This window comes from Pseudomonas fluorescens, assembly GCF_030344995.1.
GTDB lineage: Bacteria > Pseudomonadota > Gammaproteobacteria > Pseudomonadales > Pseudomonadaceae > Aquipseudomonas > Aquipseudomonas fluorescens_BF.
In genome coordinates this window covers 3976832-4003273 of record NZ_CP128260.1, presented here as the reverse complement: position 1 = coordinate 4003273, position 26442 = coordinate 3976832, and the positions used below count along the sequence as shown (strand labels likewise).

Genomic DNA, 26442 nt, shown 5'->3' with positions numbered 1-26442 from the left:
TCTGAATGCTTGAAGATTAGGGCATTTCGCCCGTTGTGATCATGGACAAGAACTGGTCTGGATTGATGATGAATGCTCCGGCTTCAAGCGCTTTGGCAACTTTTGTTGGTCCAGCATTATCGCCATAAACAAGGAATGTCAGGGTTTTGCCAGCAGTGCTCATGACCTTCAAACCATGATCTAGTGCCTTTTGCTCAAGCTCAGCTCTATGCGCAGCCGAGAAACCGGTGAAAAGAATTTGATTAATCCCCCCGGGTGGCGTTTTCGAAGCAGGCACTCGCGAAGCGGCTTCTGACGCCGTAACCGCGGGTGATTTTGGCCGTTGCTTAAGTCTCGGAGCGGGAGGCGCGGCCTCATTTAAAAGCAGCTCCGCCCCGAGCAACACTTCGATAATGCGATCCTTCCTAAAGGTTTTAGGGAATTTATCGCTGGCAGAGCGTCCTTGAATGTAAATCGAATTCTCTGACCACTGAATCAACTCTCGTTGACTCATTTCACCCTTCGCATCTCTGTAGCTAAACTTGATAGTTGACATCCATTTCACTCCATTGTGATGGTCGTGCGACCAGGTTCCGTGCGTTATTACTCTGGTTTTCTCCAGAAAAATCGTCTCTTAAACAAATTGGCCGGGTTCTATTACCAGGCTAAACCAACAGAGGTTTATCAGACTAGTTCACGCTCCGCGACCAGAAATAATGCCGTCATGCTCAATTTTTACTGATGGATTTTGTGACCTGCGGTTGAAGGTAAGCCGTTCTTTTTGGTTTGCCATCTTTAAATAAGTTGGCATTTTTGGGGTTTGTTTTATCAAAAAATTATATGAAAGGCGGCTCTGGCCAATAACTCCCCATTGACCATCATTCGTATTTCGTGTCGCCCCGCATAATGCTTCCTCGTAGTGAAATCCTTAATCACCTGTCGCCGCGCAACAACCTCACTCCCAAACCCTGCCAACTCCAGCGTCTTCAACTTGAAAACCTTGGCCGAAGTCCCGCGATTCGCCTTCACATAGTCAATCGCATAATCAATCACCAACCGCTGCTCCACCGGCACCAACGACCGCACCGTAAACGACAAGGTAATCGTATCCCCAAGCCGCACAACCGCCGGTTCCACCTTCACATCCAGCACCTCAACTTCAGCCTTCGCCCCAGCACCAATAACCGCGAGCGCCCGCAAATCCCCCTGTTTGATCAAGCTCCGCAACGCATGTTTGGCAATCCACGCTGTGTGCTTGTTGTCCAGCGACCAACTCTCAACCGTATCCAGCACCCACTCCGGATGTTCCTTGGTCACATCATTCAAATGATTCGCCACGGACTTGCGCACGTACAAACTTTCATCGGCCTTCAACCGGTCAAGAATCCCGGCAGCCAACAGCGGATCAGCCTGCACCGGTTCCAGGCGAAACGACCATGGCAGGCGAGGGCGGCTGCCTTCGCTGGCGAGTCTTCGCACGTGGTGGTTTTCGTCTCGGGTCCAGTCGTGCATCAGTTCCAGCGAGCGTTCCAGGTCGCTGCGCAGAAAGTGGCGGATGGCGAATTCAGAGGAGCCGAAGGTGGTGAAGTACTTCAGGGCTTCCATCGAGGTTTCGAACGCGTGCGCGCCGTAGCTCGCGACGTAGTGCGGCAGGCACATGCTGACGAAGCCGCTGTTCAGTCGCGGGGCAAGTTCGCGCAGGACGGCGAGGGAATCTGCGTAATCCAGCGGCAGCACGTGATGCAGGCATTCGCTGACGCGGGCCATGCGCTGCATGACTGAGAGTTCGGCGAGGCCGTCGTTGGCATGCTTGAGAAAGGCCTTAGCCTTGAACGCCGGGTACACGGCGCTCATTTCTGTGGCGACGTGTTGCAGGCGTTCGGCGTTGAAGATTTCTTTCAGGGCCGGGGCGGCGGTTTCGGTGGTGCTCATGGTCAGGTCATCGGGGTGCTGATGAACGCCTGGGTGCTTTCGGCGTATGCGGTGTATTGGGCGATGCGCGGGAAGCGAGCGGCGTCGATCTGGTCTGGGACGACGAGACCGGTGAAGCTCCAGGCGACGGCGAGGGTGATGCCGTCCTGTCGGAGCGGGCCGTCGGTGGGCAATGGGTGTTTTTCGAGTTCGTGTTCGAGGGCGGTGAAGGCGGCGGCGAGTTGGCCTTCGACGCGTTCGACCCACGGCTGGTATTGAATATCGGCCGGGCGCAGGTTGCGTTCGTAGTAGAGCTGCACGGCTTTTTCGCAGGCGGCGAGGCCGAGGCCGATCAGGCGCAGGGCTTTGACCCGTTGCTGCAGGTCGGTAGCCAGCAGGGTTTTGCCGGACAGGGCTTCGAGGTAGTCGAGGATCAGTGTTGAATCAATCAATACGTCGCCGTCATCAAGTACCAAAGTTGGCGCCTTGACTACCGGGTTGATCTGCTGGAAGCGCTCGAAGTGGCGGAACACCGAGACCGGGTCGTGTTCCAGTTCGATCCCAAGGCATTTGGCGGAGATCGCCACGCGGCGCACGTAAGGGGAGTCCAGCATGCCGATCAGTTTCATGACGCGTTCCTTCAAGTCGAACCGGGGAGGGCATAACGTAGCTGAGGTCGGGGGGATTTGTCAGTCTTTGCGAGGCGGCGGGTTTTACGGTCAGCGACTGTAACGAATTGCGACAAAGCGCCGCTCGTCCGACGTTTGTCTTCTATATACAGCCGCTCGACTGAATTTCTTGCTATAAACGCACTCCGATGAGCGCTGTGAAGCCTGTGTCAGAGCAGTTTCCGGGCCTTGTCGGACAAATTCCCGGTATTTACAGTTGCTGAGGCCTCAAACGGGCCTTAGACTGCCGCCCCTTCGTAAATTGAGTGCCGGGTGGCGTTTGCAATAAACGATGCCTTTCCGATGACCGCAGGCGGTTCGCCGGAACGCTCCCTAATTCGCCTTAATGCACGTTTTTTTATAGAGATATCAATGACAAAGGACAAGTTGCTGGCCATGCCGGCAGATGACTACATGAATGCCGAGCAACACGCTTTCTTCAGCGAGCTGTTGCAGAACATGAAAGTCGAAACCCATGAGCGCATTGAGCAGAACCGTATTGCCATCGAAAGCCTGGACACCCCGGCTGACCCGGCGGACGCCGCATCGGTGGAAGAAGAGCGCACCTGGTTGGTGAACGCGATCGATCGCGACCAGCGCATGCTGCCGCAACTCGAGCAGGCCCTTGAGCGTATCAAGGAAGACAGCTTTGGCTGGTGCGACGACAGCGGCGAGCCGATCGGCCTGAAACGCCTGCTGATCAGCCCGACCACCAAGTACTGCATCGAAGCTCAAGAGCGTCACGAGCAGATCGACAAGCACCAGCGTCAGGCCTGATTCCTGAGGCGATCCCTTCTATGTGGGTCGTCGCGAAAAGATCGCAGCCTTTTGCAGTTTCTCCGGGAACTGCAAAAGGCTGCGATCTTTGCTTTTTCTCGTCTGCCGGAAAGTCCCGCCCGCCATTCCATTGACCTGCCACAGACCCACGACTAACGGACCATGGATAATGGCGTTGTAGTGGCGTTTAATGCAGCCACAACAATGAGAACAAGCGTGGGGTAACAAAATGACGAGAGATGGATCTCTGGTTGCGGCTCTGCCTGCACCAGTTGTTTTGCCGAAGAATCGCTGGATGACGCCAACCCTGCAAAGCATCGCCCTGATGCTGTTGCTGGCCGGGATGAGCCTGGGCGAGTGGCCCTTGTACGTCGGCATGCCGTTGGCAGTGCTGATCGTCTGGCTGCCGCGCCTGCGTTCCCGGGCGATCCCCGATGTTCAACCAGTCGACAGCAGCAGCGCAATGTCCGAGCTGACTCGGGACCTTTCCTACACCACCAGTCATAACGCACTGTCAGCCGCCGGCGTGGCGTTTTCCGTCAAGGAGCTGGCCGGCAAGCTGCAATCTCAACTCGACGCCGCCGCGCAGATCGTCAACAACGCTGAAGTCATGATCGCCACTGAACAGGCCACTTCGCAGCTCAGCCGCGAGGCATTGGGCGCTGCCAGCGAAGCCCATCACAGCAGCGCGGCGGGGCGCACTGAACTGGTGGATTCCATTTCGCTCATGCATCAGCTCAGCCAGCGCGCCAATGCCAGCCGCGAACTGATCGAAGCCTTGAGCCAGCGCAGCGACGACATTCAGCGCGTGACGCTGGTGATTCAGTCCATCGCCAGCCAGACCAATCTCCTGGCATTGAACGCCGCCATCGAAGCCGCCCGTGCCGGTGAGCACGGTCGTGGTTTTGCGGTGGTGGCGGATGAGGTGCGCGGTCTGGCGGCGCGTACCGCGACGGCCACTGGCGAAGTGGGCGAGATGGTCGCCGACATTCAGCAACGCACGGCGCAGGTGGTAGAACAGATCCGCCAGCTCTCTGACGATTTGCACACCGGCGTCGAGCAGGTCGAACACACCGGTCAGCACCTGGAAAACATCGCACGACTGGCGGCCGGCGTGGAAACCCAGGTCGGCGAAATCGCCCGAGGTGCGGAAACCAATCGTGAACAGCTCGACAGCCTGTTCACCGCCATCGAGCAGATGCGCAGCGATCTGGCGATCAGTGACCAACAGACTCGACGCCTGGCCGAGGCCGCCGTGCAGATGGAAGGGCAGGCAGAAACCATCAGCGAACGCCTGGCCGAAGTCGGGCTGGACGACTATCACCAGCGCATCTACGACCTCGCCCGCGAAGGGGCCAGCCAGATTGCCGCGCGCTTCGAGGCTGATGTCGAACAAGGGCGCATCAGTCTTGAAGACCTGTTCGACCGCCAGTATCAGCCGATTCCCGACACCCAGCCGGCCAAGTTCCAGACCCGTTTCGACCGTTACACCGATCAGGTGCTGCCAGCCATTCAGGAACCTTTGCTGCCGCGCCACGAAGGTTTGGTGTTTGCCATCGCCTGTACGCAGCAGGGTTACGTGCCGACTCACAATCAGGTGTTCAGCCAGCCGCTGACCGGGGATGTGCAGGTCGATACCGTCAACAATCGCACCAAACGCAAATTCGCCGACCGCACCGGCATCCGCTGCGGCAGCCATCAGCAACCGGTGCTGTTGCAGACCTACACCCGCGATACCGGCGAGCTGATGCACGATCTGTCGGTGCCGATCATCGTCAAGGGTCGCCACTGGGGCGGGTTGCGTCTGGGCTACAAACCGGAGAAACCGCACTGAGGCATTGTTGCCGGAACTGCAATTAAGCTGTGCAGCGGCGTTGCTGTTTCCTCTTGATCCAAATCATTAACATGTCTACATAGTTAGGTTGCTAATGAAATTGGGAGGTCAGCATGCAATGCAGAGTCGATATCGCAGTGATGATCGGCAGCGGTGTACCTGCCGGACTGCGTGCGATGGGGCAAAGTGTCTGCTGGGTGGTGCTGCTCAATGGCGAGCAGCGCGGCACCGCTTTCGCCAGTCGCGACGAAGCCGAGGAGTGCAGGGCAGCGTGGCTTGCGCAGTTGGGCGCCCGACCAGGGAACAGCCTGCACTGATCGAAATCATTTGCCCCGGTGCAGGCGCACATTCAGTTCGTCGACCATCACCGCTTCTTCGCCATCGGCACGCAGCCATTCCTTGAGCAATTGTGCCTGTTGCGGGCTCCAGAAGTCGGCGTCGATCAACTTGGTATCGGCTTCCAGCGGATGGGCTTCGATGAAATCGTCAATCGCCGTTTCCTCCGAAGGCAGCCCTAATTGATCGAACAGGGTTGTCAGGGTGTAGGCAGGCAGTTCCATGGTGTACTCCTTGAAGGATGGCGGGATCGATTACTCTCTTTATCTGAGGTGCTCGCTGGCCAGGAGTTCGATCCGCGATTCCAGCGAACGGGCGAGGGCGCAGGCGGCGTTATGATCCTCGCGGAAACCTCTGACAAGCCCCGTCGACTTTTCCCTGATATGGAAAAAGCTGTTGCCTGCCGGGATCACCTGAAACAACGGTTCCCGGCCACAAGGCTCGATTGTAGGAACAGTCTCGAAGACTGGAGAGTTCAAGACAAAGGCGGGTTCGTGAGTCACGGCAAAATGCGTCATAGTGCACATATGAAGTCCTTTTCATGGATTGACCCGCATTTACAGGGTGTTGCGGGTAGTCGCGAACAGCATCGCTGCTCTAGAATCGCCAACACCTGTTGACGGCATGGCGCTATCTAAAGCAATTTTTTGCGTGCGATATGTCGGAAAAGTGCTTTTCTTGGTGAGTTTTTTCCCTAAAGTTCGTAGTCCGTTTTCTCTGGCCGGCCGTGACGCGTTTTCCTTCAACATTTGGAGAACGTCTTTGCAGGTTTCGCGAGTGGCATTCCAGTAGTCTTGTGCAACTCGCGTTGAATGAGCACTTCGCTCGCTCAGGCGTATATTCGAGTCATCACGCAACACCTTCGGCCAGGCCGAATTTTTCTGCCGTGCGCGCTTTTCGTGTGCGGCACTCTTTTCAAGTGTGGGGATGTTTCTTTGGCAGTCAGTAACCTCGATATGCATGCTTTGTTCGTGCTGGGTGATTTGCGGGCAAAGCTGGTCAAACAGTTTCAATCGCGTTTTGTTTACATCACCGAGCAGAACGCCGAAGGCATTTACGTTGCCGAGATCGACACCGAAAGCGCATTGGTGGTCGATGACAAACCTGGCCTCAAGCTCAAGGTCGGCGATCATTTCAGCGCGTCGGTGCTGCCGAGCCGTGAAGGCGGCAAGATGGACATCCGTTTTCGCGAAATCAAAATGACCGTCTACGGTCTGGGCGATTACGCGTTCGTCACCACAGCCGACGGCCATGCCATCGTGTTCAAGGAAGGCCACAGCGCGGTCACCGTGTTCGCCGCCAACGAGCAGTTGCAGGAAGGCCTGACCAAGACCCTGAAAGCCGTCACCGCCAAAGCCGCCAAGTGGCGCAAGGGCGAACTGGTGACGTTCAAGGCCAGCGAGTGAGCCGCGCCGATTTCCATTTGCAGAACCTCGACAGCGCCCGCGAAGAAGCAGGTCGATTGTTCGCTGCGAAGGCCGAATTGAAGGGGGCCTGGCTGGGTTGGGTTGCCTCGCAGATCTACGCCTTGCAACCTGCGGAATACGCCAGCATGGTCAGACGCGAGCTGAAGAGCCTGCAGGAAATTTCTGAAAAGTAGCCTCATCCGTGTCATGCCCCTGAAAAAGCAGGAACCTCGTCTACAGTCAGTTGACTGAGTATTCAGAGGCTTGCGGTCTTCTGTCAGGCCATCCTGCTATTGCTGTGAACAGCATGAGGTGCAAAAGCATGAACGGATTTCGACGGTTGCTGGCCGCTGGCCTGACCACCTTCGGCTTGATGACGGCGGTGCCTGCGGTGAGCGCGTCACAGGCGCCGATCCACTTTGCCGACCTGAACTGGGAAAGCGGCAGCCTGATCACCGATGTCCTGCGCATCATCGTCGAGAAGGGTTATGGCCTGCCGACCGATACCTTGCCGGGCACCACCATCACCCTTGAGACTGCGTTGGCCAACAATGACATTCAGGTCATCGGCGAAGAGTGGGCCGGGCGCAGTCCGGTGTGGGTCAAGGCCGAGGCCGAAGGCAAGGTCGCCAGCCTGGGCGACACAGTCAAAGGTGCCACCGAGGGCTGGTGGGTGCCGGAATACGTGATCAAGGGCGACCCGGCCAAGGGCATCAAGCCATTGGCGCCGGATCTGCGCAGCGTCAGCGATCTGAAAAAATACAAGGACGTGTTCAAGGACCCGGAAACCCCGAGCAAGGGGCGGTTTCTCAACAGCCCGATCGGCTGGACGTCGGAGGTGGTGAACAAGCAGAAGCTCACGGCTTACGGCTTGCAGGACGACTTCGTCAATTTCCGCAGCGGCTCCGGTGCGGCACTCGATGCCGAAATCAGCTCATCGATCCGCCGAGGCAAACCGGTGCTGTTCTATTACTGGTCGCCGACGCCATTGCTCGGCAAGTTCAAGCTGGTTCAACTGGAAGAGCCGCCGTTCGATGCCGAGGCCTGGAAAACCCTGACCGACGCCGATAACCCCAATCCGAAACCGACCCGTTCACTGGCCTCCAAGCTGTCGATCGGGGTGTCCACGCCGTTCCAGAAACAGTATCCGCAGATTGCCGAGTTCTTCAGCAAGGTCGATTTTCCGATTGATGACCTGAACAAGGCGTTGGCCGAGATGAGCGAGAAACACACGGCGCCACGGGATGCGGCGGTAGCGTTCATGAAGGCGCATCCGGATGTATGGCAGGCATGGCTGCCGAAGGATGTGGCGCAGAAGGTTCAGGCAGGTCTGTAGCAATGTGGCGAGGGCACCAGGCCCTCGCCGAGTTGAATCAGAACCGCGTCTGCACGGCCAGCTCGAATGTGCGCGGTGTGCCGAGGTAATACGCCGGCGACACATGGGCGAACTCGGCGTACACCTCGTTCGTCAGGTTGCGCACCCGTCCGGTCACGGTGGTATGCGAATCCACCTTGTAGCTGAGGAAGCTGCCAAACAGCGTGTACGACGGCACGGTCATGGTGTTGGCATTGTCGGCGAACACCGACGCCACATAACGCGCATCGACCCCGCCTTGCCATTGCGGCGAGAAATCGTAGGTCAACCACAGATTGCCCACTCGGTCCGGCACGTTGGTCGGTGTGTTGCCCTTGCGGGAAACCACCACACCGGCGGCGTTCTTCTCATTGAATTCATCGTATTGCGCATCGACCCAGGCGAAGTTGCCTTCGGCCAGCAACTTGTCGGTGATCCGCAGCGAGCTGGCAATCTCGATGCCTTTGGACGTCTGCTGGCCGACTGGAATGCTGCTGGTCGGGTCCAGTGGATCCGTCACGGCGAAGTCCTTGCGCTCGATCGTGTAGGCGGCCACCGTCGCCGAACCGCGACCGTTCAGGTAGTCGAACTTGCTGCCGATTTCCCATTGTTTTCCGGTCGAGACATCGAAGTCCTGGGTGCCATTGGGTTGTTCGGCGGCGGTGCTGTATTGCACGTAGACATTGGCTGACGGAATGAACTGGTATGTCAGGCCGACGCGCCCGGTGACCGGTTCCCAGCTGCGCTTGAGATGACGCGGGTTGCTCGCGGTCACCGTGCGATGGTTGGTTACGTCGAGGTCGATGTCGTCGTAGCGCAGGCCGGTGAGCAGCGACAGCTTGTCGGTCAGTGCCAGGCGGTTTTCGGCAAACAGCGCTTTGGTCGTGACTTCGTTGGTCTTGTCGCTGACGAAACCCGGCATCGTTCCGGGGATGTCGTAGAAATGCCCCGGTCGGTAGTTGTTCGGGTTCACCGTGCTGGCGCCTTTGACGTTCAGCGGCGAGTTGGTGGTCTGGTTGACCTTGTACTCGAAACCGCCGGACCAAGTGGTGTCGAGACCGAACAGGGTGTTGTCGTGGCGCAGTTCGAACTGGTTGCCGTTCTGCTCGCCCTGATGTCGAACCTGATACGCGGTGGATCGGTTCACGGCGCTGTTGTCGGCGTTGTATTGATAGGTTTCCAGGTTGCGGTAGTCGCGCTGGCTGTCGAGGTGATAGAGGGTGTTGCGCAGGGTGGTGCTGTCGTTGATCCGGTAGTCGATGATCGAACGCACCCAGATTGTCCGCTGCTCGTAGCGCCCGTCCTCGACGTTGTAGTTGTTGAAGCGGTTATGCCTGTCGATCTTCAGTTCGCCGGCCTTGGGGTTGAGCACCGGCGTGCCCCAGTACGGGCTGTCCTCGTGTTCGTCCTGATATTCCAGGGACAGGGTGTGCGACAGGTTCGGCGTCAGGTCGCTGAGCAGCGAGAACGCCACGCTCCAGGCATCGCGTTCCTGGCGGTCGATGTAGCCGTTGCTGGTGTTGTGGCTGACGTCGAGTCGTGCGTAGTGCTGCACATCGGCGCCGGGTTCGGTCAGCGCGTGATTGAGGCCGAATGCGGTTTCGGTGGTGTCGTAGGTGCCATAACTGACCCGACCTTCGATGGCTTGCTCGTCGCGAGTGGCCAGTTTGGTCACGTAGTTCAGCGAACCGCCGACCGAACCTGCGCCGTTGATCAGTGACGACGGACCGCCGACCAGTTCCACCCGGTCATAAATCCACGAATCCACGGGGCGCGCCAGTCCGCCGGAAACGTTGACCCCGTTGAACATCTGAGTGATCTGGCTGCTGGTAAAACCGCGATAGGAGACAAACCCGCCAAAGCCCGGCGGCGCACTGGCGTTCACCCCCGGCAAGGTATTGGCCGCGTCCTGAAAGTTTTGCGAACCGTGACGTTCGATGTCATTGCGGTTGGCGATGGCCACCGACGCCGGAGTGTCGCGTACGCTCAAACCGAGGCGCGATGCCATGCCGCTGGACTGGTCGAGGCTCAGGCCGGGTTCGGCACCGGATTCGCCGTCAATGGTGATCGGCGCCAGATCCACGGTGGATTGCGCCCAGACGTTGACGGACAGGCAGCCGCACAGGCTCGCCAGCAAGGTAAGTTGTTTCATCGATTGAATCCTGAATGCTTGTCTAGGAGTCAGCGCACAGGCGAACGCCGCGCGTTGGCGCAGGGGGCTGACAAATCAAAAAGGCAAGGACACTCAGGCGAGCGGCGGGGCGCGAGGATTGGCCGAAGGCCAGATGAAGCGGGCAGGGAGGTCGGCGCTGACGATGGCCGGCAGCGGCGGGCTGTGTTGTTCCGGCAGGATCGCCAGGGTCAGGCTGGAGTTGAACGCCGGGCCCATGCCGCCGGTGGAGCAGAGCGGGCAACCGAAGGCCTTGGCCAGAGTCGGCAGTTTTTCTTCGGCGGGATTCGAAGCGAGCGGCGCCTGAGTGCTCGGGTCGACGGCGCAGAACTGGCCGCCGATACCGTTAAGCTGCATGCCGACCATTTGTCCGTGACCGATGCTGCAGGCGAACACGTTGAACAGGACGCAGCAATAGAGCATCCAGGCCAGCAGTGAGCGATCGGTACGGGTGAATTTCATGGGGCGGCACTTTACCGCACCGCCGACCGGTCGTGCACATGGAAAAATGCCGACTAGGATGTTTTGTTCAAATCCCTTGAAAGGATTCTCGACCATGACCTTTGTGTTGGCTCAATGGCTGGTGACGATATTTGCGGTGATCAGCCTGATGCATGTGTATTGGGCGATGGGTGGGCAGTGGGCGGCCGTGGCGGTGGTGCCACAGGTTCCGGTGGACAACGGCGGGCTGACGCTCAGGCCGGCGTTCAAGCCGTCAGGCTGGATCACGCTGGTGGTGGCGGCAGCCCTGCTACTGATTGCCGCACTGGTGTGCATGCGGGTGGGATGGTGGCTGCCCGCCGTGCATCACTGGGCACTGCAATGGGTGATCAGCGCGATTGCGCTGCTGATGTTTGCGCGGGCGATTGGCGATTCGGAGCTGGTGGGTTTTTTCAAGGAAGTGAAGGGATCGCGGTTCGCCCGGCTCGACACTTGGGTCTACTCGCCGTTGTGTCTGATATTGGGAGCCGGGCTGTTGGCTGTTGCCTGGATCTAGCTGCCGGTTTCAGTGCGCCGGCTGCTGACCTCGGCCGGCACATCATCGCCGGCCATGCGTTTACGGAACAACGCCGCCCGCGCCAGCAGCAAGGTAGTCACCGGCACGGTGATCGACAGCAGAATCGGGATCAGCCATGCGTGCAGCACCGGCCCGGACTTGAGCGCGGAAAAACAGATGATCGACGCCAGTGCCACGCACCACGCGCCGAGGGTCGAGGCCAGCGCCGGCGGGTGCATGCGCTGAAAGTAGTCCTTCATCCGCAGCAGGCCGGTGGCGCCGATCAGGGCGAAAATACCGCTGAGGACCAGCAGGATCGCCACCGGGATTTCCACCCACAGAGACAATTCAGTGTTCATTCGATCACCTCGCCACGCAGGAGGAACTTCGCCAGGGCAAACGAGCCGACGAAGCCGAACAGCGCGATCAGCAGCGCCGCTTCGAAGTAGGTGTCACTGGAATAACGAATCCCCAGGGTCAGCATCATCAGCATGGCGACGATGTACAGGTAATCCAGCGCCAGTACCCGGTCCTGCGCCGACGGGCCTTTGAACAGGCGTATCAGTGTGAGGACCATTGCCAGGGAAAACAGGAACAGCGTCAGCAGAATCGCGTTCGACAGCAGCGGACTCATTCGAAAATCTCCATCAACGGCCGCTCGTAAGTGACCTTGAAGTGCTGGATGAACTGCGCCTCGTCATCCAGATCCCAGACGTGCAGCAACAGAATGCTGCGATCCAGCGCCAGCTCCGACCACACCGTGCCGGGCACGACCGTACAGATCATCGACAGCGCCGCCAGACCGTTGGCATCTCGCAGGTCCAGCGGCACCTTGATGAAGCGTGAACGAAGCGGCCGACGACCGGCGTTGAGTACGCCCCAGGCCACTTGCAGGTTCGAGACGATCACGTCGCGCCCGACCAGCAGAAACAATCGCAGGATCGTGCCCGGACGGCGGATGTGAATCCGCTGCGGGCGCAGTTTGCGCATCATCAGCGGGGCACAGAAACCGAGTACGGCACCCAACAGCAAGTTACCTGGGCTGACCGACAGGTTCAGCACCAGCCACAGCAACCACAGCGCCAGCGACAACCACGGAGCAGGGAACAGACGCTTCATGGTTGCACCTCCAGCAACGCAGCCTTGGCTTCCGGGCTCGGCACGGCGCGGGTGCCGAGCACCGCCATCACGTATTGCTGCGGATTGTTCAGGGCGTCGGCCGCTGCCTGGGTGTAACGCAGCAGCGGTTCAGCCTTGAAGGTCAGCGCGATGCTCAGGCCGAGCAGCAGGAAAATCGGCGTGCATTCCAGTTTGCGCAGCAGCGGCGATGGTCGCTCTTCAGGCGACCAGAAGCGCTGGATCCCCAGACGCGAGAACGCCATCAGCGAGCCGAGTCCGGTGAGAATCAGCAGGGCCAGCAACGCCCAGGCGGCCTTCGAGATCGGTTCGCCGGCGCCGAGGCCCAGCGGGTTGAGCAGGGCGCCGATCAGGCTCAGCTTGCCGATGAAACCGGACAACGGCGGCATGCCAATGATCAGCAGCGCGCAGGCAATGAAGCTCAGGCCGAGGAACGCCATGGTCCACGGAATCACTTGACCGACCACCGCTTTCTGATCGTCGTCGAGGTTGATGCCCTTGACCGGTCGCTGCCATTCCTGCGGACGCGGCAGCAGTTCGTTTTCATCTTCCAGCGGTACTTCGATGGCGGTGCGCGAGCGTTCGATCAATTCGGCCAGCAGGAACAGCGCACTCAACGCCAGGGTCGAGCTGACCAGGTAGAACAGCGCGGCGCCGATCAGGTTTGGCTGGGCGAATCCCACGGCTGACAGCAGGATCCCCGCCGACACCAGAATGCTCAGGCTGGCCATGCGTTCCAGGCGTTGTGCGGCAATGATCGCCACGCCCGCACCGGCCATGGTGGCCATGCCGCCGTAGATCAGCCAGTCGCCGCCAAAATACGCCGAAGCGCCTGCCTGGCCGGAGAACAGCAGCGTCCACAGACGCAAAAGGGTGTAGACGCCGACCTTGGTCATGATCGCGAACATCGCCGCCACCGGCGCGCTGGCCGACGAGTAGGCCGGCACCAGCCAGAAGTTCAGCGGCCACATGCCGGCCTTGGCCAGGAACGCCACGGCCAGAATCCCCGCGCCGGCGTGCAACAGGCCACGGTCGGCCTCCGGCACCAGTGGAATCTTCAACGCCAGATCCGCCATGTTCAGCGTGCCGGTCACACCGTAGATCAACGCCGCGCCGATCAGGAACAGCGACGACGCCAGCAGGTTGATCGAAATGTAATGCAGCCCCGACGACACCCGCGCCCGGCCCGAGCCGTGGAGCAGCAAACCGTAGGACGCGGCCAGCAATACCTCGAAGAACACGAACAGGTTGAACAGGTCCGCCGTCAGGAACGCGCCATACAGCCCCATCAATTGAATCTGGAACAGCGCGTGGAAGCTCGACCCGGCGCCGTCCCATCGGGCCATGGCGAACAGCAGGGCGCTGACGCCGATGATCCCGGTCAGCACCAGCATCAATGCCGACAGACGATCGACCACCAGCACGATGCCGAACGGCACCTGCCAGTTGCCCGGCAGGTACACGCCGATGGAGCCGGGCACGCCGGTGGTCTGGGTCCATTGCAGCAGCATCACCGAAATGCCGAGGCCGAGGAGGCTGGAGAACAGGTTGATTTTCGCCTTCAGCGGGCGGTGCTTCTCACCGAGCATCAGCATGATGGCGGCGGTCAGCAGCGGCAGCAGGATCGGTGCGGCGATCAGGTGATTCATCGCCGTCATTCCTTGGGCTCCCTTCCGTCAACGTGGTCGGTGCCGGTCAGGCCTCGTGAAGCCAGCAACACCACCAGAAACAATGCGGTCATGGCGAAGCTGATGACGATGGCCGTCAGTACCAGCGCCTGGGGCAGCGGGTCGGTGTAGTTGAGCAGGTCCTGCGGCACGCCGTCCTTGATGATCGGCTCCTTGCCGATGAACAGGCTGCCCATGCTGAAGATGAACAGGTTGACGCCGTAGGACAGCAGACACAGGCCCATCACCACCTGGAATGTCCGTGGCCTCAGGATCAGCCAAACCCCGGACGCGGCGAGTACGCCGATGGCGATTGCGATGACTTCTTCCATCAGACGGCTCCTTTGGCGGCAGCGGTTTTGTGGCCCCGGACCGATTGGTGGGCGAGCGCGGTGAGGATCAGCAAGGTCGAGCCGACCACCACGGCGTAGACGCCAATATCGAAGAACAGCGCGCTGGCGATATGGATGTCACCCAGCAGCGGCAGGCTGAAATGCCAGGTGTGGGTGGTCAGGAACGGATAACCCACCGCCATCGCGCCGAGGCCGGTGACGGTGGCGAACAGCAGACCGGTGCCCATCCAGCGCAGCGGTCGCAGGCTCATTTGCGCCTCGACCCACTGAGTGCCGGCGACCATGTATTGCAGGATGAACGCCACCGACATCACCAGGCCGGCGACGAAGCCGCCACCTGGCTGGTTGTGCCCACGCATGAACAGGTAGAACGACACCACCAGCGCAATCGGCAGCAGCAGGCGCACCAGCACCGCCGGCACCATCATGAAACCGAGCGCGGTGTCGCTGGCCGAACGCGGGTTGACCAGATCGGTCACCACGTCAGGGGCGAGCAGGCGTTGCTGGGCCGGCAGTTGCAGGCTTTCTTTCGGCGGGCGGAAACGACGCAGCAGGGCGAACACGGTCAGTGCCACGGCGGCGAGCACGGTGATTTCGCCAAGGGTGTCGAAACCACGGAAATCCACCAGCATCACATTGACCACATTGCTGCCGCCGCCCTCGGGCAGGGCGCGGCTCAGGTAGAACGAGGAAATATCGTTCGGCGTCTGCCGGGTCAGCATGGCGTAGGACAGCAGCGCCATGCCGCCGCCGACGGCAATCGACAGCAGCAAGTCGCGCAGACGCCGTACACGCGCCTTGCGCAGGCTGCTTGGCAACGGCGAAACCTCTTCGATCCGCCGTGGCAGCCAGCGCAGACCGAGCAGGATCAGCACCGTGGTCACCACTTCGACCACCAGTTGCGTCAGGGCCAGATCCGGCGCCGAGAACCAGACGAAGGTCACGCAGGTCATCAGGCCGCAGACGCTGACCATGGTCAGGGCGGCAAGACGGTGATACTTGGCTTGCCATGCGGCGCCGAGGGCGCAGGCGATTGCCAGCAGCCACAGGGTCACGAACACGATCGAGCCAGGGATCTTCGGCCGGTCGCCCCAGCTCAGGCTGCTGTGCAGCATCGGGATCAGGCCGGCCAGCACTGCCGCCAATACCATCAGGAATAGCTGGGTTTGCAGACGCTTGGTGCCGATCCGCCGCTCCAGCCGCCGGGCCAGACGCATCATCGCCACCAGGCTGCGTTCGAACAGGCGCTTGCCGTTGAAACGGCCCACCAGCGGCGGGAATTTGAAACGGCCACGCTTGAGCTGATTGCGCAGCAGCAGATAGACCACGATACCGCCGGACATAGCGATCAGGCTCATGATCATCGGTGCATTGAGGCCGTGCCAGATCGCCAGACTGTATTCCGGCAGCACGCCACCCACCACCGGCAATGCTGCTGCGGCGAGCAACGGGCCGACGACCTGGGCCGGGAAAATCCCCACCAGCAAACAGGTGAAGACCAGCAACTCCACCGGTGCACGCATCCAGCGCGGCGGCTCGTGCGGGGTGTGCGGCAGGTCGGTGGCGGTCGGGCCGAAGAACACATCAACGGTGAAGCGCAGCGAGTAGGCCACGCTGAACGTACCGGCGATGGTCGCGATAATCGGCAGCGCAGCTTCCACCCAAGCGGTGGCGTTGATGAACACGGTTTCGGCGAAGAACATTTCCTTCGAGAGGAAACCGTTGAGCAGCGGCACGCCGGCCATGGACGCACTGGCCACCATTGCCAGGGTGGCGGTGAACGGAATCAGTTTGAACAGGCCGTTGAGCTTGCGGATGTCGCGGGTGCCACTTTCGTGGTCGATGATCCCGGCGGCCATGAACAGCGAAGCCTTGAAGGTCGCGTGGTTGAGAATGTGGAACACCGCCGCGACAGCGGCCAGCGGGCTGTTCAGGCCCAGCAGCAGCGTGATCAGGCCGAGGTGGCTGATGGTCGAGTAGGCCAGCAGTCCCTTGAGGTCGTTCTGGAACATTGCGCAGTACGCGCCGAGCAACAGCGTGGCAGCGCCGGCGCCGCTGACGATGTAGAACCATTCTTCGCTGCCGGACAGCGACGGCCACAGGCGGGCCAGCAGGAAAACCCCGGCCTTGACCATGGTCGCCGAGTGCAGGTATGCCGAAACCGGTGTGGGCGCCGCCATGGCGTGGGGCAGCCAGAAGTGGAAGGGAAACTGGGCGCTTTTGCTGAGGGCGCCGATAAGAATGAGGGGAAGCAGGATGGGGTAGAGGGCATGTGCGCGAATCAGATCGCCGGCGGCCAGGACCTTGTCCAGGTCATAGCTGCCGACCACATGGCCGAGGATCATGACCCCCGCCAGCAGGCACAATCCCCCGGCACCGGTAACCATCAGCGCCATGTACGCACCACGGCGGGCGTCGTGGCGGTGGTGCCAGTAGCCGATCAACAGGAACGAGAAGAGGCTGGTCAGCTCCCAGAAGAACACGATCTGGATCAGGTTGCCGGAGATCACCAGCCCGAGCATGGCGCCCATGAACGCCAGAAAGAACGCGAAGAAACGCGGCACCGGATCGTCCGGCGACATGTAATAACGGGCATATAAGGAAACGAGGGTGCCGATGCCCATCACCAGCATCGAGAACAGCCAGGCGAAGCCGTCCATGCGCAGGACGAAGTTCAGGCCCAGGCTGGGCAGCCACGTGAATTCTTCGCGAATTACGCCGCCGTGGGCGATCTGCGGGTACAGCATCGCGACCGAGACAGTGCCGATCAGTGCGACCAGACCTGCCAGCAGGGATTCGGCGTTACGTGCGTTGTGAGGCAGCACGGCTGCCAGACAGCTGCCCAGAAAAGGCAGAAGCAGTAGAACTATCAGGGACATAGGCTTCTAATCTGCGGAAGTTTGTGAAGCATCATACGTGCCAGCTCCCGGATCGCCAAACGCGAGGATGTCTCTGAATCCTACAAAGTAGCCGTAAAACCCGCGTTTAGCCTTCGGTCTCGTGCTCCAATTCTTCCGTGACTGTTTGTGTCTCTTTGCCTTTGGTCTTCAATTCACTGACAATCACCGCCGCCACGATCAGCCCCGCACCGATCAATGCGATGGCTGGAAGACGCTCTCCTGCGATGCGCCCGACGATCCCGGCCCAGACTGGTTCACCGGCGTAGATCAAGGTCGCGCGGGTCGGCGAGACACTTTTCTGCGCCCAGTTCATCGCCACCTGAATCGCCGCACTCATCGCGCCCAAGCCCAGGGCGGTGCTCAGCAATAGCCACGAGAAATCCGGAATCGCCTCGCCGGTCGGCACCACCATCAAAAACGACAGCACCGAAGTCGTCGCCAGCTGCACCACGGTTACGCGGCGCACATCGACCTGCCCGGCATAGTTGCTGATCAGGATGATTTCAGCCGCGATTGCGATGGCGCTGATCAGCGTGGCGATTTCACCGGGGCTGAAATTCAGCGAAGCACCGGAAGGCCCGGACAGCAGTATCAGCCCGGTAAACGCCAGCATGATGCCAATGCTCGGCATCAGGCCCGGGCGCCGGCCCAGCACCAGCCATTGCAGTAGCGGCACGAACGGTACATACAGCGCGGTGATGAACGCCGACTGACTGCTCGGGATGCTCTGCAAACCCACGGTCTGCAAACCATAACCGAGCATGATCGCCACGCCGATAAAGGCACCGGCCTTGAGTTCGAACAGGGTCAGTTCACGCAGGTGTTTCCACGAAAACATCGCCACGATGCTCGCCGCTGCGGCAAAGCGCAGACCAACGAAAAACATCGGCCCGCTGACGGTCATCGCGTGCTGCACCAGCAGGAAGGTGCCGCCCCAAAGCATGGTGATCAGCACCAGCACGCACTCGGCTTTGCTGAACCGGGAAAACCGCAGGGGAGTTTGGGGGGAATTGGCTGACGTCATGACCTTGCGCACTTTTAAAGAGGAGACGCACAATGCGCCAAATGTTGCGCAGTATACTGCCCAACCCCAGCCAGTGAGCAATATAGTGCACAAAGATTCTGTACAGCGGGCTTCGGTCCTGCAACACGTCAGCCAGAATGTCCGGCGCCTGCGCCACGCCGCCGACATGAGCCAGACGGCCCTCGCGGAAAAGTCCGGGGTCAGCCGGCGGATGCTGGTGGCCATCGAGGCCGGCGAGAAGAATGTCAGCCTGACCACCCTCGACCGCGTCGCCGAAGCCCTCGAAGTGGCCTTCAGCGATCTGATCCAGGCCCCGGATAACCGCGATCCCGGCCGTATCAATGAACTCGCCTGGGCCGGCAGCATCCCCGGCAGCAAAGCCGTTTTGCTGTCCAAGGCCAACGCCACTCGCGCGGTGGAACAGTGGGAGTGGTGCCTGCAACCGGGCGAGGTCTATCCCTCGCAACCGGATGCCGAGGGCTGGAGCGAGCAGATTTTCGTGTTCGAAGGCTGCCTGACGCTGATGCTCGGCGACCAACCGCAGCAGATCGCGGCCGGGGAGTTTTTCATGTTCGCCAGCAACCAGCCGCACACCTATCGCAACGATGGGGAAGTGGCGGCGCGGTTCGTGCGCAATGTGGTGATCTGACTGTTGCAGGGCCGACAGCGGATAAACAGTTTGTTCTATCCAGCGTGCAGACTGCTTTAGGTTGTTATCTCAATCTATTGATAAATAACGAAAATATATTCAGGCACGACTCCTGCTAAAGGTTCTGGAACCTCATCCGGAAATCACGGAGTCGCCTCACATGACCGCTTCAAATCAAACCTCCAAACGCCTCCTGAACATCGGGAGTGCCATCTGATGCCCCGCGAAATCCGTCTCAACGCCTTCGACATGAACTGCGTCGGCCATCAGTCGCCGGGCCTGTGGGCTCACCCTCGGGATCGCTCTTGGCAGTACAAGGATCTGGAGTATTGGACCGATCTGGCGAAAATCCTCGAGCGCGGCAAGTTCGACGGTTTGTTCATCGCCGACGTGCTGGGCATCTACGACGTGTACAACGGCAATGGCGAAGCGGCCATCCGGCAGGCGGCTCAGGTGCCGGTCAACGATCCGCTGCAACTGATCCCGCCGATGGCGCTGGTCACCGAGCACCTGGGGTTTGGCCTGACCGCATCGTTGTCCTTCGAACATCCGTATCCCTTCGCTCGACGGTTGTCGACCCTCGATCACCTGACCAAGGGCCGTGCCGGCTGGAACATCGTCACTTCTTATCTGGAGAGCGGCGCCAAGAACATCGGCCAGCAAGCCCAGACTGAACACGATGCGCGCTACGACTTCGCCGAGGAATACCTGGAGGTCTGCTACAAACTCTGGGAAGGCAGTTGGGAAGAGGGCGCAATTTTGCGGGATCGCGAGCGCCGCATCTTCAGTGATCCGAGCAAAATTCACGAAATCCGCCACCAGGGTAAACACTTCCAGGTGCCGGGCATTCACCTTTGCGAGCCGTCGCCGCAGCGCACTCCAGTGCTTTATCAGGCGGGCGCGTCCAGTCGGGGCAAGCAGTTTGCAGCCGAGCATGCCGAGTGTGTATTCGTCGCGGCACCGTCCAAGGTCTTGCTGAAGAAAACCGTGGCCGACATCCGCCGCCGCGCCGCCGAGGCCGGACGCGATCCGTCGAAGATCCTGATCTTCAACCTGCAAACCGTGATCCTCGGCGAGACCGACGCCAAGGCCAAAGCCAAGTTCGAAGAATACAAATCCTGGGTTAGCTACGAAGGCGCGATGGCATTGATCTCGGGCTGGACCGGAATCGACTTCAGCCGCTTCAAGCCGGACGAACCGCTCAAGCACGTGCACACCAACGCCATTCAATCAGCGGTCGAGGCTTTCTCCACGGCGGATCCGAACAAGGTCTGGACCCCCAACGAACTCGCCGATTGGGTCGGCATCGGCGGCTTCGGCCCGTTGTTCGTCGGCAGCCCGGAAACGGTGGCGGATCTGTTGCAGGAATGGGTCGATGAAACCGACGTCGACGGCTTCAATCTGGCGTACGCGCTGACCCACGAAACCTTCATCGACGCCGTGGAGTTGCTGGTGCCGGAGTTGCAGAAACGGGGTGTCTACAAGACCGAGTACGCGCCGGGAACCTTGCGCGAGAAGCTGTTTGGCGAGGGGCCGAGACTGCCGGAGATTCATCCGGGCAGTAGCTATCGAAACCTCGGTGAGCTGCATCGGCAGGAGAAAAAAGTCGCGTCCGTCTAGACGCCTTTGCGGCGTCTGAATGACACTGGCCCGAGCATATCCTCAGCTGCGAGAACGGCATGACTCAAACCGATACGACCGTACTGCGTCACGCCGACATCCTGATTGTCGGCGGTGGCCTCAGCGGCACGATGCTGGCGGTGCAATTGCTGCGTTTGCCGGGGCGCAGAAAGATTCTGGTAATCGAACCTCGCGCCGAACTGGGCCGGGGAGAAGCGTACAGCGCGGTGGAACTGGGCCATACACTGAATGGCAACGCGGCGCGGATGAGCGTCGATCCGGACAATGCCGATGACCTGACTCAATGGCTGACCGACCACATCGCTGGCGGTGGCTGGCCGGAGTCCGATCAGCAACATGTTCCGGTCAGCGAGCTGTTTCCGCCTCGGGGGCTGTTCGGCGTGTACGTGCAACAGCGTCTGGCCGAAGCGCAGCAGGTGGGCGCGCAACAGGGGGCGACGGTCGAGCATGTGCGCGCCGAAGTGATCGATGTTCAGGTCTCCAGCGATTCCGTGCAGCTCACCTTGACTGACTGTCAGCAACTGCACGGCGCTTTTGCAGTGCTGGCGACCGGGATGTTCCCGGCGGCTCGCACACCGCAAAAGGAGTCCAGCGGCCTCAATGCAGCGGCGCTCGATCCGTGGGATGTCGCGGCCATGCGTCAGCTCGATCCGCAATCCACGGTGCTGATCATCGGCTCCGGCCTGACCATGGTCGATGCCGTGGTGTCGCTGGAGCAGGCCGGGCATCGCGGGCCGATCGAGGTGTTTTCCCGACACGGGCTGCTGCCCCATGTGCGTCGGCAACCGCCGGCGTGGGTGGACTTCCTCGCCGAGGATTACAGCATTCGCACGCCACGCCAGTTACTGCGTGAATTGCGCCGGCATTGTCGCGACGCCATCGCACAAGGCATCGACTGGCAGGCGCCGCTCGACACAGTGCGTGCGCACATCGGTCGTTTGTGGAGCCAGGCCAGCGATGTGCAGCGCCGGCAATTCGTGCGCCATGTGCGGCCGTGGTGGGAAAGTCATCACCATCGTTCACCGCCGCTGAGTGCGGAACTGGTTGAGCGTATGCACCGTGAAGGGCGATTGCGCATTCATGCGGCGTCTTACAAGGGGCTTGAGCCGGTGTCGGGTGAGGGCGTGAGTATCCGCATTCGCCCTCGCGGTGAGGCCGAAACCCGCGTGGTGCAGGGCGCGGCGTTGATCAATTCCAGCGGCATCGAATACGACTGGCGCCGCGTCGCGCGACCTTTGCCGCAGCAATTGCTGGCTCGCGGTCTGGTTCGACCGGGACCGCTGGCGCTGGGCATCGCGGCGGCAGTGGACGGCGCTGTGCTGGATGTCGAGGGCCGGGTCTCGAACCGCCTGTTCGCCATGGGCCCGCCGCTGCGCGGCATGTGGTGGGAAAGTACTGCCGTGACCGATGTGGCATTGCAGGCCAAGGCACTGGCCGCGCGACTGGTGCGTTGATGCCCAAATGCAAGAAACCCCGCTTCGGCGGGGTTTCCTGTTTCTGGCAGCTCAAACCGATCACTCAGTAGCGCTGATATTTGGAACCGAATTCCGGGCGGTTTTCTGCGACGTACAGTTTGCTCTGTTCGGCATTCTGTTGCAGGTTGAGGTTGCCTTTGTGTTCGGCATCGATGCTGACGGTGTCGACGTTCAGGGTGCCGGACTGGCCAACGGTCGCAGCCGCGACAACCGGGGTGCTGGCGTGTGGCGCCGCGATGGCGGAGGTGGCGCCGATCAGGGAAACGATGAAGCCGAGTGCAATGATGTCTTTCATGATGTTGCTCCAGAGAGTGGGGAGAAGATGGGGCCCACTCTAGTGCTGGAGGGTTTTGATGTGAAAACACCCTTGCGCATAGTCGTTATCGAAGGCGTTGATGCCTGATCAGCGCGGTAGGGTATTGCTCAGCCAACGCTGGCGCATCTGCTCCAGACGGCCGTCGGCCCGCAATGTATCCAGCGCCTGCTGCCAGCGTGCGACCTGTTTCGGATCGGTCTGCGGTGAAAACGCAATGTAGGTGTTCTGCTTCATCAACGGGATCTGGTATTGCAGGCGTCCCGGTTCCATGCCTTGTTCGCGGGCAAGGGCGGCCTTGGACCAGGTATCGGAGACCACGAAATCGGTACGCCCCAGGCTGAACAGCCGCATCATCTGCTCCGGGGTTTCCACGCCGTAGAGGTTGTTCAGGTCTTGCCCTTGCAGATAGCTGTAGACCAGCCATTTGCGCGGCACGGTGATCCGGCCCAGGTGATCGGCTTCACGCAGGCTGTGCACGGGAGGCTGGAGATTGTCGCGGGCGTACAGCGCGGTTTCGACTTCGATCAGCGGCCCGACCCATTGATAGCGATCGTCACGGTCGTCGGTACGCAGGACGGTGAATACGCCGGTGTCGGGGGTATCGCTGGCCATGTGCAGGGCGCGCAACAGCGGGACCTGTTGCAGATGGATGCGGTCGCCGGTCTGGGTCGCCAGGGCCTGCACCACGTCCACACCGAATCCTGCGAGCTGATTGCCTTGCATGAAATGCAGGGGCGGGTGGTTGTCGGTGAGCAGTTGCAGGTCCGCCGCGGTGGCCGTCAGGGCCAGCATGGACAGTAGACAGGCGGCAAATCGTTTCATGGATCGTCCCTGAACAAATCAATCGCGCAGCTTAGTACGCGCCATGACGGCTGTCGTGGGGAAACAGCGGGGCTTTTGTGTCAGAGAGCAGGGCGGTTCGGTAGTGATCGCTGCGGGGGCAGAGCGCCCCCGGCAGGAATCGACAATGGCGGGTACAAACGATCAGTAGCGCTGGTACTTCGAACCGAACTCGGGACGGTTCTCGGCGACCAGTACGCTGCGGGCCGAACGTTCCCGCAGTTCCTGAAGGCGATCTGCACCACCCTCGGCGACACGTTCACGCAACTCTTGCAAACGGTCGGCGCCGCCTTCAGCTACACGTTCGCGCAATTCTTGCAAACGATCCGCGCCACCCTCAGCCACGCGCTCACGCAGCTCCTGCAAGCGATCCGCGCCACCTTCGGTAACACGATCTTTCTGCAGGTTTTCCGAACCGTATTCAGCGACCAGCGGCTGGGAGCTGGCGGACGCCAGGTCGGCCATGGCCAGGCCGCCGAGCAGGCTGATGGCGAGTACCAGGGATTTCGAGGACTTGAACATGGTGTTTCTCCTTGCGTTTGAGATGAGTGAACCAGTGCTTTCTGGTGGGTCCATTCAAACGCGAGGGTGTATCGCTGATATGTGGTGTTACGGCCCGAAAACACGGGTTACGTATCTGCGCGGCGAATTTATACAGAGCGATACAAATCCGTCAGGATTCGGCGAGCATCTCCACGGCGAAGGAGAAAACATAACCCTCGTTGCGCACGGTCTTGATGTAGGTCGGCTCGCGAGAGTCGTCCAGCAGACGCTGGCGCAGGCGGCTGACCAGCAAATCGATGGAACGGTCGAACAGGTCGGCGTCGCGGCCTTGGGTCAGGTTGAGCAACTGGTCACGGCTGAGCACACGTTGCGGATGATCGAGAAACACCCGCAGCAGGCGATATTCGGCGCCACTGAGGGCAACCATAGTGTCGTCTTCATCGAGCAGGTGGCGGGCGGTGGTGTCGAGGCGCCAGCGACCGAACGCGAGCAGGCGCCCGGTTTCGGTGATCAGCAGATTGGGCGGCAGCATTCGCGTGCGGCGCAGCACGGCGTTGATCCGCGCCAGCAGTTCGCGGGCAGCGAAGGGTTTGGTCAGGTAATCGTCGGCACCCATTTCCAGGCCGAGAATGCGGTCGGTCTGGTCGTCGCGGGCGGTGAGCATCAGGATCGGGATCGCCTTGTGCTTGCCGGCGCGCAATTCGCGGCACAGCACCAGCCCGTCATCGCCGGGGAGCATGATGTCGAGCACGATCAGGTCGACCGTGTTGGCTTCCAGAAAACTACGCATCTGCCGGCCATCGGCGACCACGGTGCTGCGCAGGCCGTTCTTGGTCAGGTAATTGCCGACCAGTTCGCGGATCTCGCGGTCATCGTCGACGATCAGGATGTGGTTGATGTGATCCATGGTTCACACTCTTTTTGTGGGAGCAAGCTTGCTCGCGAAAGCGGTCTGCCAGTCAGCAATGATGCTGAATTCGATGGCTCCTTCGCGGGCAAGCTTGCTCCCGCAGTGTTATGGAATGGCCTGAAGAATGGGTCTTCAGGCTTATGCATTGATGGTCAGGACACCACGCGATAGCACGGCACATACGCCGCGCCGCCCGGCAGTTTCATCCGGTGCTGGGCGACGAAGGCTTTGAGCAGCAGATCGAGCGGCTGCATGATCGCGGCGTCGCCACGGATCTGGTACGGCCCGTGTTCCTCGATCAGGCGGATGCCCTTGTCCTTGACGTTGCCGGCGACAATCCCGGAGAACGCGCGGCGCAGGTTGGCCGCCAGCTCATGGGGTGGCTGATCGCGGTGCAGCTTGAGGTTGGCCATGTTTTCGTGGGTCGGGTCGAACGGGCGCTGAAAGCCTTCGTCGATCTTCAGCAGCCAGTTGAAGTGGAACGCGTCGGCGCGTTCGCGGCGGAATTGCTTCACGGCCTTGAGGCCCGCAGTCATCTGCCGCGCCACTTCGGCCGGGTCGTCGATGATGATTTCGTAGTGCTTCTTCGCTGCTTCGCCGAGAGTGGCGGTGACGAAAGCGTCGAGTTGTTCCAGATACGGCGCGGCGTGTTTCGGCCCGGTCAAAATCACCGGGAACGGCAGGCCGGCGTTGTCCGGGTGCATCAGGATGCCCAGCAGGTACAGGAACTCTTCGGCAGTGCCGGCGCCGCCCGGGAAGATGATGATGCCGTGGCCGACGCGGACGAAAGCTTCCAGACGCTTTTCGATGTCCGGAAGAATCACCAGCTCATTGACGATCGGGTTCGGCGCTTCGGCGGCGATAATGCCCGGCTCGGTCAGACCGAGGTAACGGCCGCCATGAATCCGCTGTTTGGCATGGGCGATGGTCGCGCCTTTCATCGGACCTTTCATCACGCCGGGGCCACAGCCGGTGCAGATGTCGAGGCTGCGCAGGCCCAGTTCGTGGCCGACTTTCTTGGTGTATTTGTATTCTTCGGTGTTGATCGAGTGGCCGCCCCAGCACACGACGATTTTCGGCTCGACGCCCGGGCGCAGGGTGCGCGCGTTGCGCAGCAGGTGGAAGACGTAGTCGCTGATGCCCTGGGAAGTGCTGAGGTCGATGCTCAGGGCGTCGAGTTCGTTTTCGGTGTAGACGATGTCGCGCAGGGCGCTGAACAGCATTTCCCGGGTGCTGGCGATCATTTCGCCGTCGACGAAGGCGTCGGCCGGGGCGTTCAGAAGTTCGAGGCGCACGCCGCGATCCTGCTGGTGGATGCGGATTTCGAAGTCCTTGTAGGCTTCAAGGATGGTTTTTGCGTTGTCGACGTGGGCGCCAGTATTGAGGATGGCCAGGGCGCACTGGCGAAAGAGGGTGTAGGTGCTGCCGGTTCCGGCCTGGCTCAGTTGCTGAACTTCACGTTGGGAAAGGGTTTCGAGGCTGCCTTTCGGGCTGACCGAGGCATTGATTACGTGTCGTTGGGTCATGCAGTGATCCTTAAAACGATGTCATTGCCGGCATGGCCAATGGCATCCGAATAGTGTGTATCCATGAA

General features: G+C 60.6%; 30 protein-coding genes. 10 read left to right on the top strand and 20 right to left on the bottom strand.

Annotated features, from left to right (window positions below; translation table 11 throughout):
* Nucleotides 1-16 precede the first annotated feature (16 nt).
* From QR290_RS17730 to QR290_RS17720, 3 genes are all read right to left on the bottom strand, one after another.
* Nucleotides 17-535, bottom strand: a complete 519-nt coding sequence (locus QR290_RS17730; protein ID WP_289203230.1) for a BRCT domain-containing protein — start codon at nt 533-535, stop codon at nt 17-19.
* 272 nt (nt 536-807) lie between these two features.
* Nucleotides 808-1911: a DNA alkylation repair protein gene (locus tag QR290_RS17725; protein WP_289203229.1), complete on the bottom strand. Its 1104-nt coding sequence runs from the start codon at nt 1909-1911 to the stop codon at nt 808-810.
* Nucleotides 1912-1913: 2 nt separating this feature from the next.
* Nucleotides 1914-2519: a glutathione S-transferase gene (locus QR290_RS17720; RefSeq protein ID WP_115078296.1), complete on the bottom strand. Its 606-nt coding sequence runs from the start codon at nt 2517-2519 to the stop codon at nt 1914-1916.
* Nucleotides 2520-2930: 411 nt separating this feature from the next.
* Between QR290_RS17720 and QR290_RS17715 the strand changes: the two genes are divergently transcribed.
* The 3 genes from QR290_RS17715 (at nt 2931) to QR290_RS17705 (ending at nt 5486) form a co-directional block, all read left to right on the top strand.
* The gene (locus tag QR290_RS17715) at nt 2931-3335 is read left to right on the top strand and encodes a TraR/DksA family transcriptional regulator (protein WP_007935965.1); all 405 of its coding nucleotides are present in this window, start codon (nt 2931-2933) and stop codon (nt 3333-3335) included.
* 229 nt (nt 3336-3564) lie between these two features.
* Nucleotides 3565-5169, top strand: a complete 1605-nt coding sequence (locus QR290_RS17710) for a methyl-accepting chemotaxis protein (RefSeq protein WP_289203228.1) — start codon at nt 3565-3567, stop codon at nt 5167-5169.
* A gap of 113 nt (nt 5170-5282) precedes the next feature.
* A complete protein-coding gene (locus QR290_RS17705) occupies nt 5283-5486 on the top strand; it encodes a hypothetical protein (protein ID WP_289203227.1) in 204 nt (67 codons plus the stop codon).
* 6 nt (nt 5487-5492) lie between these two features.
* Here QR290_RS17705 and QR290_RS17700 read toward each other — a convergent pair whose 3' ends face one another.
* From QR290_RS17700 to QR290_RS17690, 3 genes are read right to left on the bottom strand one after another with little or no spacing between them, the layout of a single operon-like run.
* Nucleotides 5493-5729, bottom strand: coding sequence for a DUF2789 family protein (locus QR290_RS17700; RefSeq protein WP_115078293.1), 237 nt, complete (start codon nt 5727-5729; stop codon nt 5493-5495).
* A gap of 39 nt (nt 5730-5768) precedes the next feature.
* Nucleotides 5769-6032, bottom strand: coding sequence for a hypothetical protein (locus tag QR290_RS17695; RefSeq protein ID WP_289203226.1), 264 nt, complete (start codon nt 6030-6032; stop codon nt 5769-5771).
* A 30-nt stretch (nt 6033-6062) separates the two neighbouring features.
* Complete coding sequence (locus tag QR290_RS17690) at nt 6063-6467, bottom strand: hypothetical protein (RefSeq protein WP_162803837.1); 405 nt, start codon at nt 6465-6467, stop codon at nt 6063-6065.
* Here QR290_RS17690 and QR290_RS17685 point away from each other — a divergent pair.
* From QR290_RS17685 to QR290_RS17675, 3 genes are all read left to right on the top strand, one after another.
* Nucleotides 6441-6911 (top strand): hypothetical protein, encoded by a 471-nt coding sequence (locus QR290_RS17685; RefSeq protein ID WP_007950541.1) that lies wholly within the window; start codon nt 6441-6443, stop codon nt 6909-6911. The genes QR290_RS17690 and QR290_RS17685 overlap by 27 nt on opposite strands.
* Nucleotides 6908-7105 (top strand): hypothetical protein, encoded by a 198-nt coding sequence (locus QR290_RS17680; RefSeq protein WP_115078291.1) that lies wholly within the window; start codon nt 6908-6910, stop codon nt 7103-7105. Before QR290_RS17685 ends, QR290_RS17680 begins: the two co-directional genes overlap by 4 nt.
* A gap of 128 nt (nt 7106-7233) precedes the next feature.
* Entirely contained in the window at nt 7234-8247 is a 1014-nt protein-coding gene (locus QR290_RS17675) for an ABC transporter substrate-binding protein (RefSeq protein ID WP_289203225.1), read from the top strand.
* A 37-nt stretch (nt 8248-8284) separates the two neighbouring features.
* On the opposite strand, the gene QR290_RS17670 is transcribed toward QR290_RS17675, so the two are convergent.
* Complete coding sequence (locus tag QR290_RS17670; protein WP_289203224.1) at nt 8285-10417, bottom strand: TonB-dependent receptor; 2133 nt, start codon at nt 10415-10417, stop codon at nt 8285-8287.
* 93 nt (nt 10418-10510) lie between these two features.
* Nucleotides 10511-10897 carry a DUF2946 domain-containing protein gene (locus tag QR290_RS17665; RefSeq protein ID WP_011334690.1) on the bottom strand — a complete coding sequence of 129 codons (387 nt, stop codon included), beginning with the start codon at nt 10895-10897 and terminating at the stop codon, nt 10511-10513.
* A gap of 94 nt (nt 10898-10991) precedes the next feature.
* On the opposite strand from QR290_RS17665, the gene QR290_RS17660 reads away from it, so the two are divergent.
* Entirely contained in the window at nt 10992-11432 is a 441-nt protein-coding gene (locus QR290_RS17660; protein ID WP_007950535.1) for a DUF3995 domain-containing protein, read from the top strand.
* Here the strand turns inward: QR290_RS17660 and QR290_RS17655 are convergent.
* From QR290_RS17655 to QR290_RS17625, 7 genes are all read right to left on the bottom strand, one after another.
* Complete coding sequence (locus QR290_RS17655; RefSeq protein WP_115078287.1) at nt 11429-11791, bottom strand: Na+/H+ antiporter subunit G; 363 nt, start codon at nt 11789-11791, stop codon at nt 11429-11431. The two genes, QR290_RS17660 and QR290_RS17655, sit on opposite strands and share 4 nt — an antisense overlap.
* Complete coding sequence (locus QR290_RS17650; RefSeq protein WP_003225959.1) at nt 11788-12066, bottom strand: K+/H+ antiporter subunit F; 279 nt, start codon at nt 12064-12066, stop codon at nt 11788-11790. The genes QR290_RS17655 and QR290_RS17650 overlap by 4 nt, the downstream gene beginning before the upstream one ends.
* Nucleotides 12063-12551: a Na+/H+ antiporter subunit E gene (locus QR290_RS17645; protein ID WP_007950533.1), complete on the bottom strand. Its 489-nt coding sequence runs from the start codon at nt 12549-12551 to the stop codon at nt 12063-12065. Before QR290_RS17645 ends, QR290_RS17650 begins: the two co-directional genes overlap by 4 nt.
* Nucleotides 12548-14227: a monovalent cation/H+ antiporter subunit D gene (locus tag QR290_RS17640; RefSeq protein ID WP_115078286.1), complete on the bottom strand. Its 1680-nt coding sequence runs from the start codon at nt 14225-14227 to the stop codon at nt 12548-12550. Before QR290_RS17640 ends, QR290_RS17645 begins: the two co-directional genes overlap by 4 nt.
* The gene (locus QR290_RS17635; protein WP_003192163.1) at nt 14224-14568 is read right to left on the bottom strand and encodes a Na+/H+ antiporter subunit C; all 345 of its coding nucleotides are present in this window, start codon (nt 14566-14568) and stop codon (nt 14224-14226) included. The genes QR290_RS17640 and QR290_RS17635 overlap by 4 nt, the downstream gene beginning before the upstream one ends.
* Nucleotides 14568-17468: a monovalent cation/H+ antiporter subunit A gene (locus QR290_RS17630; RefSeq protein WP_289203223.1), complete on the bottom strand. Its 2901-nt coding sequence runs from the start codon at nt 17466-17468 to the stop codon at nt 14568-14570. Before QR290_RS17630 ends, QR290_RS17635 begins: the two co-directional genes overlap by 1 nt.
* 106 nt (nt 17469-17574) lie before the next feature.
* Nucleotides 17575-18513, bottom strand: a complete 939-nt coding sequence (locus tag QR290_RS17625; RefSeq protein WP_115078284.1) for a DMT family transporter — start codon at nt 18511-18513, stop codon at nt 17575-17577.
* 85 nt (nt 18514-18598) lie between these two features.
* On the opposite strand from QR290_RS17625, the gene QR290_RS17620 reads away from it, so the two are divergent.
* From QR290_RS17620 to QR290_RS17610, 3 genes are all read left to right on the top strand, one after another.
* The gene (locus tag QR290_RS17620) at nt 18599-19162 is read left to right on the top strand and encodes a helix-turn-helix domain-containing protein (protein ID WP_039767012.1); all 564 of its coding nucleotides are present in this window, start codon (nt 18599-18601) and stop codon (nt 19160-19162) included.
* A 216-nt stretch (nt 19163-19378) separates the two neighbouring features.
* Nucleotides 19379-20782, top strand: a complete 1404-nt coding sequence (locus QR290_RS17615) for an LLM class flavin-dependent oxidoreductase (protein WP_289203222.1) — start codon at nt 19379-19381, stop codon at nt 20780-20782.
* 59 nt (nt 20783-20841) lie between these two features.
* The gene (locus QR290_RS17610; RefSeq protein ID WP_289203221.1) at nt 20842-22257 is read left to right on the top strand and encodes an FAD/NAD(P)-binding protein; all 1416 of its coding nucleotides are present in this window, start codon (nt 20842-20844) and stop codon (nt 22255-22257) included.
* Nucleotides 22258-22321: 64 nt separating this feature from the next.
* On the opposite strand, the gene QR290_RS17605 is transcribed toward QR290_RS17610, so the two are convergent.
* The 5 genes from QR290_RS17605 to ppnN all read right to left on the bottom strand — a co-directional run bounded on the left by QR290_RS17605 (nt 22322) and on the right by ppnN (nt 26374).
* Nucleotides 22322-22573, bottom strand: coding sequence for a hypothetical protein (locus tag QR290_RS17605; RefSeq protein ID WP_115078279.1), 252 nt, complete (start codon nt 22571-22573; stop codon nt 22322-22324).
* 108 nt (nt 22574-22681) lie between these two features.
* On the bottom strand, nt 22682-23416 hold the full coding sequence (locus tag QR290_RS17600; RefSeq protein WP_115078278.1) for a substrate-binding periplasmic protein: 735 nt from the start codon (nt 23414-23416) through the stop codon (nt 22682-22684).
* 162 nt (nt 23417-23578) lie between these two features.
* Complete coding sequence (locus QR290_RS17595; RefSeq protein ID WP_289203220.1) at nt 23579-23956, bottom strand: hypothetical protein; 378 nt, start codon at nt 23954-23956, stop codon at nt 23579-23581.
* Between the two features lie 151 nt (nt 23957-24107).
* Nucleotides 24108-24845 carry a response regulator gene (locus QR290_RS17590; RefSeq protein WP_039766999.1) on the bottom strand — a complete coding sequence of 246 codons (738 nt, stop codon included), beginning with the start codon at nt 24843-24845 and terminating at the stop codon, nt 24108-24110.
* Nucleotides 24846-25000: 155 nt separating this feature from the next.
* Nucleotides 25001-26374 carry a nucleotide 5'-monophosphate nucleosidase PpnN gene (gene ppnN, locus QR290_RS17585; RefSeq protein WP_007950520.1) on the bottom strand — a complete coding sequence of 458 codons (1374 nt, stop codon included), beginning with the start codon at nt 26372-26374 and terminating at the stop codon, nt 25001-25003.
* Nucleotides 26375-26442 lie beyond the last annotated feature (68 nt).